We start from the raw sequence: 16,899 nt of genomic DNA, 5'->3' as shown, positions 1-16,899 counted from the left end.
ATTTGGAGAAACGCTGACGTGTTTCGCGGAGCTAACGCTATCAGTCTCGATGCAAAGGGCCGTCTCGCCATGCCGAGCCGGTACCGTGACGAGCTCGTTTCGCGTAGTTCCGGTCAGTTAATCGTCACAATTGATGCCGTTGATCCGTGTTTGTGTGTTTACCCCCTCGATGAGTGGGAAATTATCGAAACCAAACTGCGCGCACTGCCTTCGCTTCGCGAAGAGAACCGCCGCCTGCAACGTTTACTGATTGGTAATGCCGTCGACCTCGAGCTCGATGGCAGTGGTCGTTTTCTGGTTCCGCCACGTCTTCGCGAATATGCCAAGTTGGATAAGCGCGCGATGTTGGTAGGCCAACTGAACAAGTTCCAATTGTGGGACGAGGATGCCTGGGATGCGGTTTCTGCCGCTGACCTGGCTGCTATTCAACAACCGGGCGCCATGCCTGATGAACTGCGTGATTTGATCCTGTGACTATTGATAGCGGCTTTAACCACATCACCGTACTGCTTGACGAAGCCGTGGAGGCTCTCGCCGTACGTCCTGATGGCTGCTATCTGGACGGCACGTTCGGGCGCGGCGGACACAGTCGGCTGATCCTCAGCCAGCTCGGTCCCGATGGTCGGGTCCTCGGATTCGACAAAGATCCTCAAGCGATTGCCACCGGGCAAACGCTAGCGGCCGAAGACGGCCGCTTTGTCGTTGTGCAACGCAGCTTTGCCGAGCTCGGTTCGGAAGTGGCCGAACGCGGTCTGCACGGCAAGGTCAGCGGCGTTTTGCTCGACCTCGGCGTGTCTTCGCCGCAACTCGACGACCCTGAGCGCGGCTTCAGTTTCCTCAATGATGGCCCGCTCGACATGCGCATGGACCCGTCCCGCGGGATCAGCGCTGCCGAATTCGTCAACACCGCACCGGCGGAAGAAATTGCCCGGGTATTCAAGCAATACGGCGAAGAACGTTTCTCCGGCCGCATGGCCCGTGCCGTGGCCGAGCGCCGCGACATCAAGCCGTTCGAGCGCACCGCCGATCTGGCTGAAGTCCTGAAAGTCGCCAACCCGGCATGGGAAAAGGGCAAGAACCCTGCAACCCGTGCGTTCCAGGGCCTGCGCATTCACGTCAACAACGAACTGGGCGATCTGGAAGCCGGCCTCGAAGCCGCGCTGGACTGCCTGGAAGTGGGCGGCCGCCTGGTCGTCATCAGCTTCCACTCGCTGGAAGACCGCATCGTCAAACTGTTCATGCGCAAACTGGTGAAAGGCGAAGCCGACAACCTGCCGCGCAACCTGCCGGTCCGTCACGTCGCTTTCGAACCGATCATTAAAATCCATGGCAAAGCGCAGTCCGCCTCCGAGGCCGAACTCAAAGCCAACCCACGCTCCCGCAGCGCCGTCATGCGCGTCGCGGAGAAGCTGCGGTGAGCAAGCTTTTCGCCAAGCCACTGCCCGGCGGCAGCTTTTTCATGCTGCTGCTGTTTGTCGCCGTGCTCGTTTCGGCCATTGGCGTGTCGTACAGCGCTCACTGGAACCGTCAGTTGCTGAACTCGCTGTACGCCGAGTTGAGCGTGCGCGACAAGGCGCAGGCGGAGTGGGGCCGGTTGATTCTCGAGCAGAGCACCTGGACCGCGCACAGCCGTATCGAAGTCCTGGCCACCGAGCAACTGAAGATGCGCATTCCCGGCGCAGCTGATGTGCGGATGGTGGCGCCATGATGAAACTCGAAGGCGCACTGTTCCCGTGGCGTTTCCGCCTGGTGCTGGGCTTGCTCGGCGTTATGGTCGCGGCTATTTGCTGGCGCATTATCGACCTGCAAGTCGTCGACCGTGCCTTCCTTAAAGGTCAGGGCGATGCGCGTAGCGTTCGTCACATTCCGATTCCGGCTCACCGTGGTCTGATCACCGACCGTAACGGCGAGCCTTTGGCCGTGAGTACCCCGGTCACCACGCTGTGGGCGAACGCCAAGGAAATGCAACTGGCCAAAGAGAAATGGCCAGCACTGGCCGCCGCTCTGGGCCAGGATCCTAAAGCCCTGGCCGAACGTCTCGAAGCCCAGGCCAACAAAGAATTCATCTACCTGGTGCGCGGGTTGACCCCCGAGCAAGGCCAGTCTGTGCTCGACCTGAAAGTGCCGGGTGTTTACGGCATCGAAGAATTCCGGCGTTTCTACCCGGCCGGTGAAGTCACCGCGCACATGGTCGGCTTTACCGACATTGATGACCACGGCCGTGAAGGGGTCGAACTGGCCTACGACGAATGGCTGGCCGGGGTCGCCGGCAAGCGACAGGTCATCAAGGATCGGCGTGGCCGACTTATCAAGGATGTCCAGGTCACCAAAAACGCCAAGGCCGGCAAGCCCTTGGCGTTGTCCATTGACCTGCGCCTGCAATACCTGGCCAACCGCGAGCTGCGTAACGCGATCATCGAGAACGGCGCCAAGGCCGGCAGCCTGGTGATCATGGACGTGAAGACCGGCGAGATCCTCGCCATGGTCAACCAGCCGACCTACAACCCGAACAACCGTCGCAACCTGCAACCGGCGATGATGCGCAACCGCGCAATGATCGACGTGTTCGAGCCGGGTTCGACCATGAAAGCCATTTCCATGAGCGCCGCGATTGAAACCGGGCGCTGGAAGCCGACCGATACCGTCGAGGTGTACCCGGGCACCTTGCAGATTGGTAAATACACCATCAAGGACGTATCCAAGAGCGAAGGTCCGGTACTCGACCTGACTGGCATTCTGATCAACTCCAGTAACGTCGGCATGAGTAAGGTCGCGTTCGATATCGGCGGCGAAACCATCTTCCGCCTCGCGCAGAAAGTCGGCCTCGGCCAGGACACCGGCCTGGGCTTCCCGGGCGAGCGCGTCGGCAACCTGCCGAACTACCGCGAATGGCGCAAGGCTGAAACCGCCACGCTGTCTTATGGCTACGGTATTTCCGTGACAGCGATCCAGTTGGTCCACGCCTTCTCGGCCCTGGCCAACAATGGTCGCCTCGCGCCGCTGACCCTGATCAAAACCGACAAGGCGCCGCAAACCACACAGGTATTGCCGGAAGCTGTCGCGAAAACCATGCAAACTATGCTGCAACAAGTGATCGAAGCCCCGCGCGGCGTATTCCGTGCGCAAGTGCCGGCGTATCACGTGGGCGGCAAATCGGGTACCGCGCGTAAAACGTCGGTCGGCACCAAAGGCTACGCCGAGAATTCCTACCGTTCGCTGTTCGCCGGCTTCGGCCCGATGAGCGATCCGCGCTACGCCATCGTGGTGGTGATCGATGAACCGACCAAGGCCGGTTACTTCGGTGGCCTGGTATCGGCACCGGTGTTCAGCAAGGTGATGTCCGGGACGCTGCGCCTGATGAACATCACCCCGGACAACCTGCCGCCGACTCAAACCGCTAACGCTACACCGGTCGTTCCGCTGAAAGCCAATGGAGGGCGCGGCTAATGTCTCTGAGCCTGAACAAGATTTTTGCCCACGCCGGCCGCGATCTGTTGATTCGCGAGCTGACCCTGGACAGCCGCAACGTGCGGGCAGGCGATCTGTTCCTCGCCGTCCCTGGCGGCAAGTACGACGGTCGCGCGCACATCGCCGATGCCTTGCAACGCGGCGCTGCCGCCGTGGCGTATGAAGTCGTAGGCGCTACCGTGTTGCCAATCACTGATGCGCCGCTGATTCCGGTCAAAGGCCTGGCGGCGCAGCTGTCGGACATCGCCGGTCGCTTTTATGGCGACCCGAGCCGGCACCTGAACCTGGTCGGCGTAACCGGCACCAACGGCAAAACCAGCGTGACGCAATTGGTCGCGCAAGCCTTGGACTTGCTCGGCCAACACTGCGGCATTGTCGGCACCCTGGGCACCGGTTTCTACGGCGCGCTGGAAAGCGGCCTGCACACCACGCCGAACCCGATCGCCGTGCAAGCGACGTTGGCTGACCTGAAAAAGGCCGGTGCCAAAGCCGTGGCCATGGAAGTGTCTTCCCACGGTCTCGATCAAGGCCGTGTGACGGCGCTGGCGTTTGATGTGGCGGTGATGACCAACCTGTCGCGCGATCACCTGGATTACCACGGCACCATGCAAGCCTACGGCGAAGCCAAGGCCAAGCTGTTTGCCTGGAACGATTTGAAGTGCCGGGTGATCAATCTCGACGACGAGTTCGGCCGCCAACTGGCTGCGGACAAGCGTGAGTCGCGCCTGATCACCTACAGCCTTGAAGATTCGAGCGCCTACCTCTATTGCCGTGAAGCGCAATTCACCGACGAAGGCGTGCGCGCGACGTTGGTCACGCCACAAGGCGAGCACCACTTGCGCAGCACCTTGCTCGGTCGTTTCAACCTGAGCAACGTGCTGGCAGCGGTCGGCGCCTTGCTTGGCCTGGACTACGCGCTGGACGAAATCCTCAAGGTCCTGCCGAAACTCGAAGGCCCGGCCGGTCGCATGCAGCGTCTGGGCGGCGGTACCCAGCCATTGGTGGTGGTCGACTACGCCCACACCCCGGATGCGCTGGAAAAAGTATTGATGGCCCTGCGTCCACACGCCAAAGGCCGTTTGTTGTGCCTGTTCGGCTGCGGCGGTGATCGTGATCGCGGCAAGCGTCCGCTGATGGCGGAAGTGGTCGAGCGTCTGGCCGACGGCGTGCTGGTGACCGATGACAATCCGCGTACTGAAGACCCGGCAGTCATTTTCGATGACATCCGCGCCGGTTTTACCGCTGTGGATAAAGTGACCTTCGTCGCCGGCCGTGGTCAGGCGATTGCCCAGTTGATCGCCAGCGCTTCGGCGGATGACGTGATTGTCCTGGCCGGCAAAGGTCACGAGGACTATCAGGAAATCAACGGCGAGCGTCACGACTTCTCCGATCTGGTCGAGGCCGATCACGCCTTGACCGCGTGGGAGGTGGCGCATGCTTAAAGCCTTGAAACTGAGCGAACTGACCGTCGCACTGAATGCGAAATTGATCGCGGCCGATGCCACGTTCGATGGCGTCAGCATCGACAGCCGCGCAATCAAGCCAGGCCAGCTCTTTATTGCGCTGACCGGCCCGCGCTTCGATGGTCATGATTATTTGAACGACGTGGCCAGTAAAGGCGCCGTCGGTGCGTTGGTCGAGCGTGAAGTCGCCGACAGCGCACTGCCGCAATTGCTGGTCAAAGATACCCGCGAGGCGTTGGGTCAGTTGGGCGCGATAAACCGTGCGGCGTTTACCAGCCCTGTCGCGGCGATCACCGGTTCCAGCGGTAAAACCACGGTCAAGGAAATGCTCGCCAGCATCCTGCGCACCCGCGGTCCGGTACTGGCGACCCGTGGCAACCTGAACAACGACCTCGGCGTCCCGCTGACCCTGCTCGAGCTCGCGCCGGAACACACCGCCGCCGTGATCGAACTCGGTGCTTCGCGTCTGGGCGAAATTGCCTACACCGTCGGCATGACCAAGCCCCATGTGGCCGTGCTCAACAACGCAGGGACCGCCCACGTCGGTGAGTTCGGTGGGCCGGAAAAAATCGTTGAAGCCAAGGGCGAGATCATTGAAGGACTGGATGCCGATGGCGTCGCCGTTCTGAATCTTGACGACAAGGCGTTCGACATCTGGAAGACCCGCGCGGCCGGTCGCAAAGTCCTGACGTTCGCCCTGAGTAATGTCAGCGCCGACTTCTACGCCAGCGACCTGGATCGCGATGCGCGCGGTTGCCCTGCCTTCAACCTGCACAGTCCGGAAGGTGTGGAACGGGTTCAACTGAACCTGCTCGGCACCCATAACGTCGCCAATGCCATGGCCGCCGCCGCTGCCGCCCATGCCTTGGGCGTATCGCTGTTCGGCATCGCCACAGGTCTCGGCGCGGTGCAACCGGTCAAGGGGCGTACCGTCGCGCAACTGGCCACCAATGGCATGCGCGTGATCGATGACACGTACAACGCGAACCCCACCTCCATGTGCGCCGCCGTTGATATACTCGCCGGCTTTTCCGGCCGCACCGTTCTGGTGCTCGGAGATATCGGCGAACTGGGCGATTGGGCGGAGCAGGGCCACCGCGATGTGGGCGAGTACGCCCGTGGCAAGGTTTCTGCGCTTTACGCCGTCGGGCCACTGATGGCTCACGCCGTGAACGCTTTCGGTCCCCAGGCCTTTCACTTCAGCACTCAAGCTGAGCTGATCAAGGCCCTGGGCGCCGAGCAAGACACAAACACCACCATTTTGATCAAGGGCTCGCGCAGCGCTGCGATGGAAAACATCGTCGCCGCTTTGTGCGGGTCCAGCCTGGAGAAACATTAATGCTGCTGCTGCTAGCGGAGTATCTGCAACAGTTCTACAAAGGCTTCGCGGTCTTTCAGTACCTGACCCTGCGCGGGATCCTCGGTGTGCTGACCGCGCTGGTTTTGTCGCTGTGCTTTGGCCCGTGGATGATCCGCACGTTGCAGAACCGTCAGATCGGTCAATCCGTTCGTAACGACGGTCCACAATCGCACTTGTCCAAGTCGGGTACCCCGACCATGGGCGGCGCACTGATTCTGTCGTCCATCGGTGTCAGCACCTTGCTCTGGGCTGACTTGAGCAACCGTTATGTCTGGACCGTGTTGCTGGTGACGTTGCTGTTCGGCGCTATCGGCTGGGTCGACGACTATCGCAAGGTGATCGAGAAAAACTCCCGTGGCTTGCCGAGCCGCTGGAAATATTTCTGGCAGTCAGTGTTCGGCCTCGGCGCGGCGATCTTCCTTTATATGACCGCCGCCACCCCGGTGGAAACCACCCTGATCCTGCCGATGCTCAAGGACTACAGCATTCCGCTGGGCATAGGCTTCGTGGTCCTGACCTATTTCGTGATTGTCGGCTCGAGCAACGCGGTCAACCTGACCGATGGCCTCGACGGTCTGGCGATCATGCCGACGGTCATGGTCGGCGGCGGGCTGGGGATCTTTTGCTACCTGTCGGGTAACGTGAAATTCGCTGAATACTTGCTGATCCCGTACGTACCGGGCGCCGGTGAGCTGATCGTGTTCTGCGGTGCCTTGATCGGTGCAGGCCTCGGTTTCCTCTGGTTCAACACCTATCCGGCGCAAGTTTTCATGGGCGACGTCGGCGCACTGGCGCTGGGCGCGGCTCTTGGCACCATCGCGGTGATCGTCCGTCAGGAAATCGTCCTGTTCATCATGGGCGGCGTGTTCGTGATGGAGACCCTGTCCGTCGTTATCCAGGTTGCTTCTTTCAAGTTGACCGGTCGCCGTGTGTTCCGCATGGCACCGATTCACCACCACTTTGAACTCAAGGGCTGGCCCGAGCCGCGCGTGATCGTCCGTTTCTGGATCATCACCGTGATTCTCGTATTGGTCGGCCTTGCCACCCTGAAGCTGAGGTAGAACGAGTGTCTCTGATCGCTTCTGACCACTTCCGCATCGTTGTCGGCCTCGGCAAGAGCGGCATGTCCCTGGTTCGCTTCCTGGCGAACCGGGGCACGTCGTTTGCTGTGGCCGATACGCGGGACAATCCACCGGAACTGGCCACGCTCAAGCGTGACTATCCGCACGTGGAAGTGCGTTGTGGCGAGCTGGACGTCGAATTCCTGTGCCGTGCCGACGAGCTCTACGTGAGCCCCGGCCTGGCGCTGGCGACCCCGGCCCTGCAGGCTGCCGCCGCCCGTGGCGTGAAATTGTCCGGTGACATCGAGCTGTTCGCGCGTAACGCGAAGGCGCCGATTGTCGCCATCAGCGGTTCCAACGCGAAAAGCACCGTCACCACCCTGGTTGGCGAGATGGCTGCGGCGGCCGGCAAGCGTGTCGCTGTCGGTGGCAACCTCGGTACGCCGGCGCTGGATTTGCTCAGCGATGACGTCGAGCTGTACGTGATGGAGCTGTCGAGCTTCCAGCTCGAAACCACCGATCAACTCAACGCCGAAGTGGCGACCGTGCTCAACGTCAGTGAAGACCACATGGACCGCTACAGCGGTCTGCCGGCTTATCACCTGGCCAAGCACCGGATCTTCCGTGGTGCGAAGCAGTTTGTGGTCAACCGTCAGGATGCCCTCAGCCGTCCGCTGATGGGCGAGGGCCAGCCATGCTGGACCTTCGGTTTGAGCAAACCCGATTTCAAGGCCTTCGGGATCCGCGAAGAAGACGGCGAGAAATTCCTCGCCTTCGAATTCCAGAACCTGATGCCGGTACGCGAGTTGAAAGTTCGTGGCGCCCACAACCAGTCCAACGCCTTGGCGGCATTGGCGCTGGGCCACGCCGTCGGCCTGCCGTTCGATGCGATGCTCTCGAGCCTGCGCACCTTCGCTGGGCTTGATCATCGCTGCCAATGGGTCCGTGATCTGGATGGCGTGGGCTACTACAACGATTCCAAAGCCACCAACGTCGGCGCCGCACTGGCGGCCATCGAAGGGCTGGGCGCGGACATCGACGGCAAGGTCGTGCTGATCGCCGGTGGCGATGGCAAGGGCGCCGAGTTCAATGATCTGCGTGATCCGGTGGCGGCCAACTGCCGCGCCGTGATCCTGATGGGTCGCGACTCCGACAAGATCGGTGAGGCCATTGGCGATGCCGTGCCGCTGATCCGCGCCGCTTCGCTGGTCGAAGCCGTCGCGCAGTGCCGCGCCGCTGCGCAACCGGGCGACGTCGTGCTGCTGTCGCCGGCCTGCGCCAGTTTCGACATGTTCAAGAATTACGAAGACCGTGGTCATCAGTTCGTCCGCGCCGTGGAGGAACTGGCATGAGCCTGCTCAATATCATCAAGCCTTATCCGTCGCCGATCATCACCGGGCGCGGGATCGATCTCGACTTCCCGATGCTCGCCGGTTGCCTGGCCTTGATCGGCCTCGGGCTGGTCATGATTGCATCGGCCTCGACCGAAGTGGGGGCCGTGCAGTCGGGCAGTGCCCTGTACTACATGATTCGCCACCTGATCTACATCGTGCTGGGCCTGGGTGCCTGCATCGTCACCATGATGATTCCGATCGCCACCTGGCAACGCCTGGGCTGGCTGATGCTGATTGGCGCGTTCGGTTTGCTGGTGATGGTGATCATCCCGGGGATCGGCCGTGAAGTGAACGGTTCGATGCGCTGGATCGGCTTCAGTTTCTTCAACGTCCAGCCGTCCGAGATCGCCAAGGTGTTCGTGGTGATCTACCTCGCCGGTTATCTGGTGCGTCGCCAGAAAGAAGTGCGGGAAAGCTGGATGGGCTTCTTCAAGCCGTTCATCGTTCTGCTGCCCATGGCCGGTCTGTTGCTGATGGAACCGGACTTCGGCGCCACCGTTGTCATGATGGGCGCCGCGGCGGCGATGCTATTCCTCGGCGGTGTCGGGCTGTTCCGTTTTTCCTTGATGGTGGTCCTGGCGGTCGGGGCGGTGGTCCTGTTGATTCAGGTGCAGCCGTATCGAATGGCACGTCTGACCAACTTTGCCGATCCGTGGGCCGACCAGTTCGGTGCCGGCTATCAGTTGTCTCAGGCATTGATCGCGTTTGGTCGCGGCGAATGGCTGGGCGTTGGCCTGGGCAACAGCGTGCAGAAGCAGTTCTACCTGCCGGAAGCCCACACCGACTTCGTGTTCTCGGTCCTGGCCGAAGAACTGGGTGCCATAGGCTCCTTGTGCACGGTCGCGCTGTTCGTCTTCGTGTGTGTACGTGGCATGTACATCGGCTATTGGGCCGAGAAGGCCAAGCAGTTCTTCGCCGCCTACATCGCGTACGGCTTGTCGTTCCTGTGGATCGGCCAGTTCCTGATCAACATCGGGGTGAACGTCGGCCTGCTGCCGACCAAGGGCCTGACCCTGCCGTTCCTCAGTTATGGCGGCAGTTCGTTGGTGATCTGCGGTGCCTGTCTCGGCTTGTTATTGCGCATCGAGTGGGAGAGTCGAACCCACCTGGGCAGCGAAGAGATGGAGTTCCATGAGAGCGACTTCGTCGAGGAGCCGAACCATGGGCGCTAACGTCTTGATCATGGCGGGCGGTACCGGTGGCCACGTGTTCCCGGCGCTGGCCTGTGCTCGCGAATTCCAGGCCCGCGGTTACACCGTGCACTGGCTCGGAACACCACGTGGCATCGAGAACGATCTGGTGCCGATGACCGGGATCGAGCTGCATCGGATCAATGCCAGCGGGTTGCGCGGCAAGGGCAAATTGTCCTTGCTCAAGGCTCCGTTCATGTTGCTCAAATCCGTCTGGCAGGCGCGGGCGATCATTCGCCAGCTGCGGCCGGTGTGTGTGGTCGGCTTCGGTGGTTATGTCACCGGTCCTGGCGGCGTTGCAGCCAAACTGGCCGGCGTGCCGGTGATCGTTCATGAACAGAACGCCGTGGCCGGTACCGCCAATCGGTTGCTGGTGCCGTTGGCCGCCCGAGTCTGTGAAGCGTTCCCCGACACCTTTACCCTGTCGGACAGCCGTCGGACCACCGGTAACCCGGTGCGCACCGAGCTGTTCCTCGAAACACAGCGCCCCGTCCTGGCGGGTCGCAAGGCGCGTTTGCTGATCCTGGGCGGAAGCCTGGGCGCAGAGCCGTTGAACAAGTTGCTGCCTGAAGCCCTGTCGCAAGTCGCCCCCGACCTGCGCCCGGAAGTGTTCCATCAGGCCGGCAAAAACCACGATGAAGTGACTGCAGAGCGCTATCGCGCGGCTGGCGTCGAGGCGCAAGTGCAGCCCTTCATCAAAGACATGGCCCAAGCCTATGGCTGGGCCGACCTGGTGGTGTGCCGCGCAGGCGCATTGACCATCAGTGAACTGGCTGCCGCCGGTCTGCCCTCGATGCTGGTGCCTTTGCCCCACGCGATCGACGATCACCAGACCCGCAACGCCGATTATTTGGCCCGTGAAGGCGCTGCCTTCCTGATGCCGCAAAGAACGACTGGCGCAGCGGATCTTGCCGCACGCCTGACAGAGGTCCTGATGCAACCACAACGACTCAACGACATGGCCACCGCGGCACGCCGCCTGGCCAAACCCGATGCAACCCGTAACGTGGTCGATACCTGTCTGGAGGTGGCCCATGGTTGAGAAACAGAAAGCCATGCCGCAACCGGAAATGCGCCGCATCCGTCGCATCCACTTCGTCGGTATCGGCGGCGTGGGCATGTGCGGCATCGCCGAAGTGTTGCTGAACCTGGGCTATGAAGTGTCCGGTTCCGACCTTAAAGCATCGCCGGTGACCGAGCGTCTCGAATCCTTTGGCGCGCAGATCTTTATCGGCCACCGTGCCGAGAACGCCGCTGCTGCCGACGTGCTGGTGGTGTCGAGCGCCGTGAACACGTCCAACCCGGAAGTCGCCACCGCTCTGGAACGCCGTATCCCGGTGGTGCCACGCGCCGAAATGCTGGCTGAGCTGATGCGCTATCGCCACGGCATCGCCGTCGCCGGTACGCACGGCAAAACCACCACCACCAGCCTGATCGCTTCGGTGTTCGCGGCCGGTGGCCTGGACCCGACGTTCGTCATCGGTGGCCGACTGAATGCCGCGGGCACCAATGCCCAGCTCGGCACCAGCCGTTACCTGATCGCCGAAGCCGACGAAAGCGACGCCAGTTTCCTGCACTTGCAGCCGCTGGTGGCCGTGGTCACCAACATCGACGCCGACCACATGGCGACCTACGACGGTGACTTCAACAAACTGAAGAAAACCTTCGTCGAGTTCCTCCATAACCTGCCGTTCTACGGTCTGGCGGTGGTGTGCCTGGACGACCCGGTGGTGCGTGAAATCCTGCCGCTGGTGAAACGCCCAACCGTCACCTATGGCTTCGGCGATGACTGCGACGTGCGCGCCATCAATGTACGCCAGCAAGGCATGCAGACCTTCTTCACCGTGCTGCGTCCTGAACGCGAGCCGCTGGATGTCTCGGTGAACATGCCGGGCAACCACAACGTATTGAACGCGCTGGCCACTATCTGCATCGCCAGCGACGAAGGCGTCAGCGATGAAGCCATCGTCCAGGGCCTGTCCGGGTTCCAGGGTGTCGGCCGACGCTTCCAGGTCTACGGCGAACTGCCGGTAGACGGCGGCAACGTGATGCTGGTCGACGACTACGGTCACCACCCGACCGAAGTCGCGGCCGTGATCCAGGCCGTACGCGGTGGCTGGCCGGAGCGCCGTCTGGTGATGGTTTACCAGCCGCACCGTTACAGCCGCACCCGCGACCTGTACGACGATTTCGTCAATGTACTGGCCGACGCCAACGTCCTGCTGCTGATGGAAGTCTACCCGGCCGGTGAAGAACCGATTCCGGGCGCCGACAGCCGCAAGTTGTGCAACAGCATTCGTCAGCGCGGTCAGCTCGACCCGATCTACATCGAGCGTGGCGTCGATCTCGCGCCGCTGGTCAAGCCGCTGCTGCGTGCCGGCGACATCCTGCTGTGCCAGGGCGCCGGCGATATCGGTGGTCTCGCCCCGAAACTGTTGGCCAGTCCGCTATTCGCGGGTGCTGTTGCCGCGCCGACTGTGGGGAAGTTGAAATGACTGCTGCCTACGCCAACCTCGTCTCCACGATTGCGCCGAAAGATTTCGGTCGCGTCGCCGTGCTGTTCGGCGGCAAGAGTGCCGAGCGTGAGGTGTCCCTGAAGTCGGGTAACGCTGTGCTCGACGCACTGCTGAGCGCCGGTGTGGATGCGTTCGGCCTCGATGTGGGCGATGACCTTCTGCAGCGTTTGCTGAACGAAAAGATCGACCGCGCCTTCGTCATCCTCCACGGTCGTGGCGGTGAAGACGGCTGCATGCAGGGCCTGCTCGAATGCCTGGGCATTCCGTACACCGGCAGCGGCGTTCTGGCGTCGGCACTGGCCATGGACAAGCTGCGGACCAAACAGGTTTGGCACAGCCTCGGCATCCCGACACCACGCCATGCGGTACTGAGTTCCGAAGCCGATTGTATTTGCGCTGCGACGGAACTGGGCTTCCCTTTGATCGTCAAACCGGCCCATGAAGGTTCAAGTATCGGTATGGCCAAAGTGAGTTCCGCGTCGGAGTTGATCGACGCCTGGAAAGCGGCCAGTACCTACGATTCGCAAGTGTTGGTCGAGCAATGGATTCAAGGTCCGGAGTTCACCATCGCCACCCTGCGTGACCAGGTGTTGCCACCGATTGCACTGGGCACCACGCACAGCTTCTACGACTACGACGCCAAGTACGTGGCTTCCGATACCCAGTACCGGATCCCGTGTGGCCTGGACAGCAACAAAGAAAAAGAACTGATGGACCTCACGGCGAAAGCCTGTGAGGCGCTGGGTATCGCCGGTTGGGGCAGGGCAGACGTGATGCAGGACGCCGACGGGCAGTTCTGGTTCCTCGAAGTCAACACCGCACCGGGCATGACCGATCACAGCCTGGTGCCGATGGCGGCCCGTGCTGCCGGTCTGGATTTCCAGCAATTGGTTCTGGCGATTCTGGCCGCAAGCATTGAGCCACGAGGTTAAGACCATGCAAGGCGCACAGCTGAGACATCAGCCCCCTCCAGTACCCGGCCGCAAGCCGGTGCCGCGGGGTGCCAGCCGAATGGTGGCCAAAGAGCCGATGTCTGCGCGCCTGCCGAAAGCCAATTTTGGCTTTCTGAAAAGCCTGTTCTGGCCGGTGCTGTTGGTTGCGCTGGGGTTCGGTACATACGAAGGCGCACAGCGTTTGTTGCCGTACGCCGACCGGCCGATCACCAAGATCAACGTGCAGGGCGATTTGAGTTACATCAGCCAGCAAGCGGTGCAGCAGCGGATCGCCCCGTACGTGGCGTCGAGCTTCTTCACCATCGATCTTGCGAGCATGCGTACCGAACTTGAAACGATGCCATGGATTGCCCACGCCGAAGTGCGCAGGGTGTGGCCGGATCAAGTGGTGATCCGCCTGGAAGAACAACTGCCGGTGGCCCGTTGGGGCGATGAATCGCTGTTGAACAACCAGGGTCAGGCCTTTACCCCGCGTGAGCTGGCGAACTACGAGCACTTGCCACAGCTGTTCGGCCCACAACGGGCTCAACAGCAAGTGATGCAGCAATACCAGGTGCTGAGCCAGATGCTCAGGCCGTTGGGCTTCTCGATTGCACGCCTGGAGTTGCGTGAACGAGGCAGCTGGTTCCTGACCACCGGCGCCGGCAGCGCTGGCCCGGGGATCGAACTGCTGCTGGGACGCGGCAAGCTGGTGGAAAAGATGCGCCGCTTCATTGCCATCTATGACAAGACGCTTAAAGAACAGATTACGAACATTGCGCGCATCGATCTGCGCTACGCCAACGGCCTCGCTGTTGGGTGGCGGGAACCTGTAGCGCCCACGATAGCCCAACCCGCTGTCGCGAAGAATTAAGAAGAGGCAGGACCCATGGCAAACGTGCAAAGCGGCAAAATGATCGTCGGTCTCGATATCGGCACCTCCAAGGTGGTGGCGCTGGTCGGCGAGGTTTCGGACGACGGCACGCTGGAAATCGTCGGGATCGGCACTCATCCGTCCCGTGGCCTGAAGAAAGGCGTGGTGGTGAACATCGAGTCCACCGTGCAATCGATCCAGCGCGCGATCGAAGAAGCGCAGCTGATGGCCGGTTGCCGGATCCACTCGGCGTTCGTCGGCGTGGCCGGCAATCACATCCGCAGCCTGAACTCCCACGGCATCGTGGCGATTCGTGATCGCGAAGTCAGCGCCGCCGACCTTGAGCGCGTCCTCGACGCGGCCCAGGCCGTGGCGATCCCGGCTGACCAGCGCGTGCTGCACACCTTGCCGCAGGATTACGTGATCGATAACCAGGAAGGCGTTCGTGAGCCGCTGGGCATGTCGGGCGTACGCCTGGAAGCCAAGGTTCACGTGGTGACCTGCGCCGTCAACGCTGCGCAGAACATTGAAAAATGCGTGCGTCGCTGCGGTCTGGAAATCGACGACATCATTCTCGAGCAACTGGCGTCCGCGTATTCGGTCCTGACCGACGACGAGAAAGAGCTGGGCGTGTGCCTGGTGGACATCGGCGGCGGCACCACCGACATCGCAATCTTCACCGAAGGCGCGATCCGTCATACCGCCGTGATCCCGATTGCGGGCGATCAGGTGACCAACGACATCGCCATGGCGTTGCGCACCCCGACCCAGTACGCCGAAGAAATCAAGATTCGCTACGCCTGCGCCCTGGCCAAGCTGGCCGGTGCCGGTGAAACCATTAAGGTGCCAAGCGTTGGCGACCGTCCACCGCGCGAGCTGTCCCGCCAGGCCCTGGCCGAAGTGGTCGAGCCGCGTTACGACGAGCTGTTCACGCTGATCCAGGCCGAACTGCGTCGCAGTGGCTACGAAGACCTGATCCCGGCCGGCATCGTGCTGACCGGCGGTACTTCGAAGATGGAAGGCGCGGTCGAACTGGCCGAAGAGATCTTCCACATGCCGGTCCGCCTGGGCGTGCCCCATGGCGTCAAGGGCCTGGATGACGTGGTGCGCAACCCGATTTATTCCACCGGCGTTGGCTTGTTGATGTACGGCCTGCAGAAGCAGTCCGACGGGATTTCGTTCTCGGGCATCAGCAGCCGCGACAGCTACAGCAATGAAGAACCGAAAGTCGCCTTGCTCGATCGCTTCAAGAGCTGGGTACAAGGCAACTTCTGACGAAGTAGCGCCAAGCGGCAAGTTTCAAGCGACAAGCAGCAAAAGCAATACAAGCAGTAGGCGAAAAAACTAGAGAACGTAAAGGAGAGGGAAAATGTTCGAACTCGTAGACAACATCCCCGCAAGCCCGGTAATTAAAGTTATCGGTGTTGGCGGAGGCGGCGGCAACGCCGTCAACCACATGGTCAAGAGCAACATTGAAGGCGTTGAGTTCATCTGCGCTAACACTGATGCCCAGGCGCTGAAATCCATCGGCGCGCGGACCATCCTGCAACTGGGCACCGGCGTGACCAAAGGTCTGGGCGCCGGCGCCAACCCTGAAGTAGGTCGTCAGGCCGCTCTCGAAGACCGTGAGCGCATTGCCGAAGTCCTGCAGGGCACCAATATGGTGTTCATCACCACAGGCATGGGCGGTGGTACCGGTACCGGTGCTGCGCCAATCATTGCCGAAGTGGCCAAGGAAATGGGGATCCTCACCGTTGCGGTGGTGACCCGTCCGTTCCCGTTCGAAGGCCGCAAGCGCATGCAGATCGCCGACGAAGGTATTCGTCTGCTGTCTGAAAGCGTTGACTCGTTGATCACCATTCCCAACGAGAAGCTGCTGACCATCCTCGGTAAAGACGCCAGCCTTCTGTCGGCTTTCGCCAAGGCCGACGATGTACTGGCCGGTGCCGTTCGCGGTATCTCCGACATCATCAAGCGTCCAGGCATGATCAACGTCGACTTTGCCGACGTACGGACCGTGATGAGCGAAATGGGCATGGCGATGATGGGCACTGGCTGCGCCAGCGGTCCGAACCGTGCACGTGAGGCCACCGAAGCGGCCATTCGCAACCCGTTGCTCGAAGACGTGAACCTGCAAGGTGCACGCGGCATCCTGGTGAACATCACCGCCGGTCCTGACCTGTCCCTGGGTGAGTACTCCGACGTGGGTAGCATCATCGAAGCCTTCGCTTCCGAGCACGCGATGGTCAAGGTCGGTACCGTTATCGATCCGGACATGCGCGACGAGCTGCACGTGACTGTGGTTGCCACCGGTCTGGGCGCGAAAATCGAGAAGCCTGTGAAGGTCATCGACAACACCGTTCACACTTCCATGGCCTCCCAGCCGCAACAATCGGCGCCCGCTCGTCAGGAACAACCGGCGGTAAACTACCGTGACCTGGACCGTCCGACCGTCATGCGCAACCAGGCTCAGGCCGGTGCTGCGACTGCCGCGAAGATGAATCCGCAAGATGATCTGGATTACCTGGACATCCCGGCTTTCCTGCGTCGTCAGGCTGATTGATGGAATGTATCAGGGCTATGAAGGTGATTGGTGTTCAGCAAAGGTCTGGTCTGCTATTATCGCCAGCCTTTGTTGATA

The 16,899-nt window shown here is 61.5% G+C and carries 15 protein-coding genes; all 15 read left to right on the top strand.

The window, feature by feature from the left end; all coding sequences use genetic code 11:
• The first annotated feature begins 18 nt into the window (after positions 1–18).
• The 15 genes from mraZ to ftsZ all read left to right on the top strand — a co-directional run bounded on the left by mraZ (position 19) and on the right by ftsZ (position 16,821).
• Entirely contained in the window at positions 19–474 is a 456-nt protein-coding gene (mraZ, locus tag ACYZT6_RS22085; RefSeq protein WP_008147486.1) for a division/cell wall cluster transcriptional repressor MraZ, read from the top strand.
• On the top strand, positions 471–1,418 hold the full coding sequence (rsmH, locus tag ACYZT6_RS22080) for a 16S rRNA (cytosine(1402)-N(4))-methyltransferase RsmH (RefSeq protein ID WP_462028632.1): 948 nt from the start codon (positions 471–473) through the stop codon (positions 1,416–1,418). The genes mraZ and rsmH overlap by 4 nt, the downstream gene beginning before the upstream one ends.
• Positions 1,415–1,708, top strand: a complete 294-nt coding sequence (gene ftsL, locus ACYZT6_RS22075) for a cell division protein FtsL (protein ID WP_462028631.1) — start codon at positions 1,415–1,417, stop codon at positions 1,706–1,708. Before rsmH ends, ftsL begins: the two co-directional genes overlap by 4 nt.
• Positions 1,708–3,447 (top strand): peptidoglycan D,D-transpeptidase FtsI family protein, encoded by a 1,740-nt coding sequence (locus ACYZT6_RS22070; protein ID WP_462029997.1) that lies wholly within the window; start codon positions 1,708–1,710, stop codon positions 3,445–3,447. The genes ftsL and ACYZT6_RS22070 overlap by 1 nt, the downstream gene beginning before the upstream one ends.
• Complete coding sequence (locus tag ACYZT6_RS22065) at positions 3,447–4,910, top strand: UDP-N-acetylmuramoyl-L-alanyl-D-glutamate--2,6-diaminopimelate ligase (RefSeq protein WP_462028630.1); 1,464 nt, start codon at positions 3,447–3,449, stop codon at positions 4,908–4,910. The genes ACYZT6_RS22070 and ACYZT6_RS22065 overlap by 1 nt, the downstream gene beginning before the upstream one ends.
• Positions 4,903–6,270 (top strand): UDP-N-acetylmuramoyl-tripeptide--D-alanyl-D-alanine ligase, encoded by a 1,368-nt coding sequence (locus ACYZT6_RS22060; protein WP_462028629.1) that lies wholly within the window; start codon positions 4,903–4,905, stop codon positions 6,268–6,270. Before ACYZT6_RS22065 ends, ACYZT6_RS22060 begins: the two co-directional genes overlap by 8 nt.
• Positions 6,270–7,352, top strand: a complete 1,083-nt coding sequence (gene mraY / locus ACYZT6_RS22055) for a phospho-N-acetylmuramoyl-pentapeptide-transferase (RefSeq protein WP_131059435.1) — start codon at positions 6,270–6,272, stop codon at positions 7,350–7,352. Before ACYZT6_RS22060 ends, mraY begins: the two co-directional genes overlap by 1 nt.
• A gap of 5 nt (positions 7,353–7,357) precedes the next feature.
• Positions 7,358–8,704 carry a UDP-N-acetylmuramoyl-L-alanine--D-glutamate ligase gene (murD, locus tag ACYZT6_RS22050; protein ID WP_462028628.1) on the top strand — a complete coding sequence of 449 codons (1,347 nt, stop codon included), beginning with the start codon at positions 7,358–7,360 and terminating at the stop codon, positions 8,702–8,704.
• On the top strand, positions 8,701–9,918 hold the full coding sequence (gene ftsW, locus ACYZT6_RS22045; protein ID WP_462028627.1) for a putative lipid II flippase FtsW: 1,218 nt from the start codon (positions 8,701–8,703) through the stop codon (positions 9,916–9,918). The genes murD and ftsW overlap by 4 nt, the downstream gene beginning before the upstream one ends.
• Complete coding sequence (murG, locus tag ACYZT6_RS22040) at positions 9,908–10,978, top strand: undecaprenyldiphospho-muramoylpentapeptide beta-N-acetylglucosaminyltransferase (RefSeq protein ID WP_462028626.1); 1,071 nt, start codon at positions 9,908–9,910, stop codon at positions 10,976–10,978. The genes ftsW and murG overlap by 11 nt, the downstream gene beginning before the upstream one ends.
• Complete coding sequence (gene murC, locus ACYZT6_RS22035; RefSeq protein WP_462028625.1) at positions 10,971–12,431, top strand: UDP-N-acetylmuramate--L-alanine ligase; 1,461 nt, start codon at positions 10,971–10,973, stop codon at positions 12,429–12,431. Before murG ends, murC begins: the two co-directional genes overlap by 8 nt.
• Positions 12,428–13,384 (top strand): D-alanine--D-alanine ligase, encoded by a 957-nt coding sequence (locus tag ACYZT6_RS22030; protein WP_462028624.1) that lies wholly within the window; start codon positions 12,428–12,430, stop codon positions 13,382–13,384. Before murC ends, ACYZT6_RS22030 begins: the two co-directional genes overlap by 4 nt.
• 4 nt (positions 13,385–13,388) lie before the next feature.
• Positions 13,389–14,258 carry a cell division protein FtsQ/DivIB gene (locus ACYZT6_RS22025; RefSeq protein ID WP_462028623.1) on the top strand — a complete coding sequence of 290 codons (870 nt, stop codon included), beginning with the start codon at positions 13,389–13,391 and terminating at the stop codon, positions 14,256–14,258.
• Positions 14,259–14,273: 15 nt separating this feature from the next.
• A complete protein-coding gene (gene ftsA, locus ACYZT6_RS22020) occupies positions 14,274–15,533 on the top strand; it encodes a cell division protein FtsA (RefSeq protein WP_128873758.1) in 1,260 nt (419 codons plus the stop codon).
• Positions 15,534–15,627: 94 nt separating this feature from the next.
• Entirely contained in the window at positions 15,628–16,821 is a 1,194-nt protein-coding gene (gene ftsZ, locus ACYZT6_RS22015) for a cell division protein FtsZ (protein WP_007943486.1), read from the top strand.
• Positions 16,822–16,899 lie beyond the last annotated feature (78 nt).

The sequence above is a fragment of the Pseudomonas sp. RT6P73 genome (assembly GCF_054897715.1).
This window is presented reverse-complemented; position numbering and strand designations above follow the sequence as displayed.

Coding starts and splice junctions, on each gene's coding strand:
- ftsW (WP_462028627.1), top strand. CDS start 8,701: ATGAGCCTGCTCAATATCATCAAGCCTTATCCGTCGCCGATCATCACC.
- ftsA (WP_128873758.1), top strand. CDS start 14,274: ATGGCAAACGTGCAAAGCGGCAAAATGATCGTCGGTCTCGATATCGGC.
- mraY (WP_131059435.1), top strand. CDS start 6,270: ATGCTGCTGCTGCTAGCGGAGTATCTGCAACAGTTCTACAAAGGCTTC.
- ftsZ (WP_007943486.1), top strand. CDS start 15,628: ATGTTCGAACTCGTAGACAACATCCCCGCAAGCCCGGTAATTAAAGTT.
- ACYZT6_RS22065 (WP_462028630.1), top strand. CDS start 3,447: ATGTCTCTGAGCCTGAACAAGATTTTTGCCCACGCCGGCCGCGATCTG.
- ACYZT6_RS22025 (WP_462028623.1), top strand. CDS start 13,389: ATGCAAGGCGCACAGCTGAGACATCAGCCCCCTCCAGTACCCGGCCGC.
- ACYZT6_RS22060 (WP_462028629.1), top strand. CDS start 4,903: ATGCTTAAAGCCTTGAAACTGAGCGAACTGACCGTCGCACTGAATGCG.
- ACYZT6_RS22070 (WP_462029997.1), top strand. CDS start 1,708: ATGAAACTCGAAGGCGCACTGTTCCCGTGGCGTTTCCGCCTGGTGCTG.
- murG (WP_462028626.1), top strand. CDS start 9,908: ATGGGCGCTAACGTCTTGATCATGGCGGGCGGTACCGGTGGCCACGTG.
- murC (WP_462028625.1), top strand. CDS start 10,971: ATGGTTGAGAAACAGAAAGCCATGCCGCAACCGGAAATGCGCCGCATC.
- ACYZT6_RS22030 (WP_462028624.1), top strand. CDS start 12,428: ATGACTGCTGCCTACGCCAACCTCGTCTCCACGATTGCGCCGAAAGAT.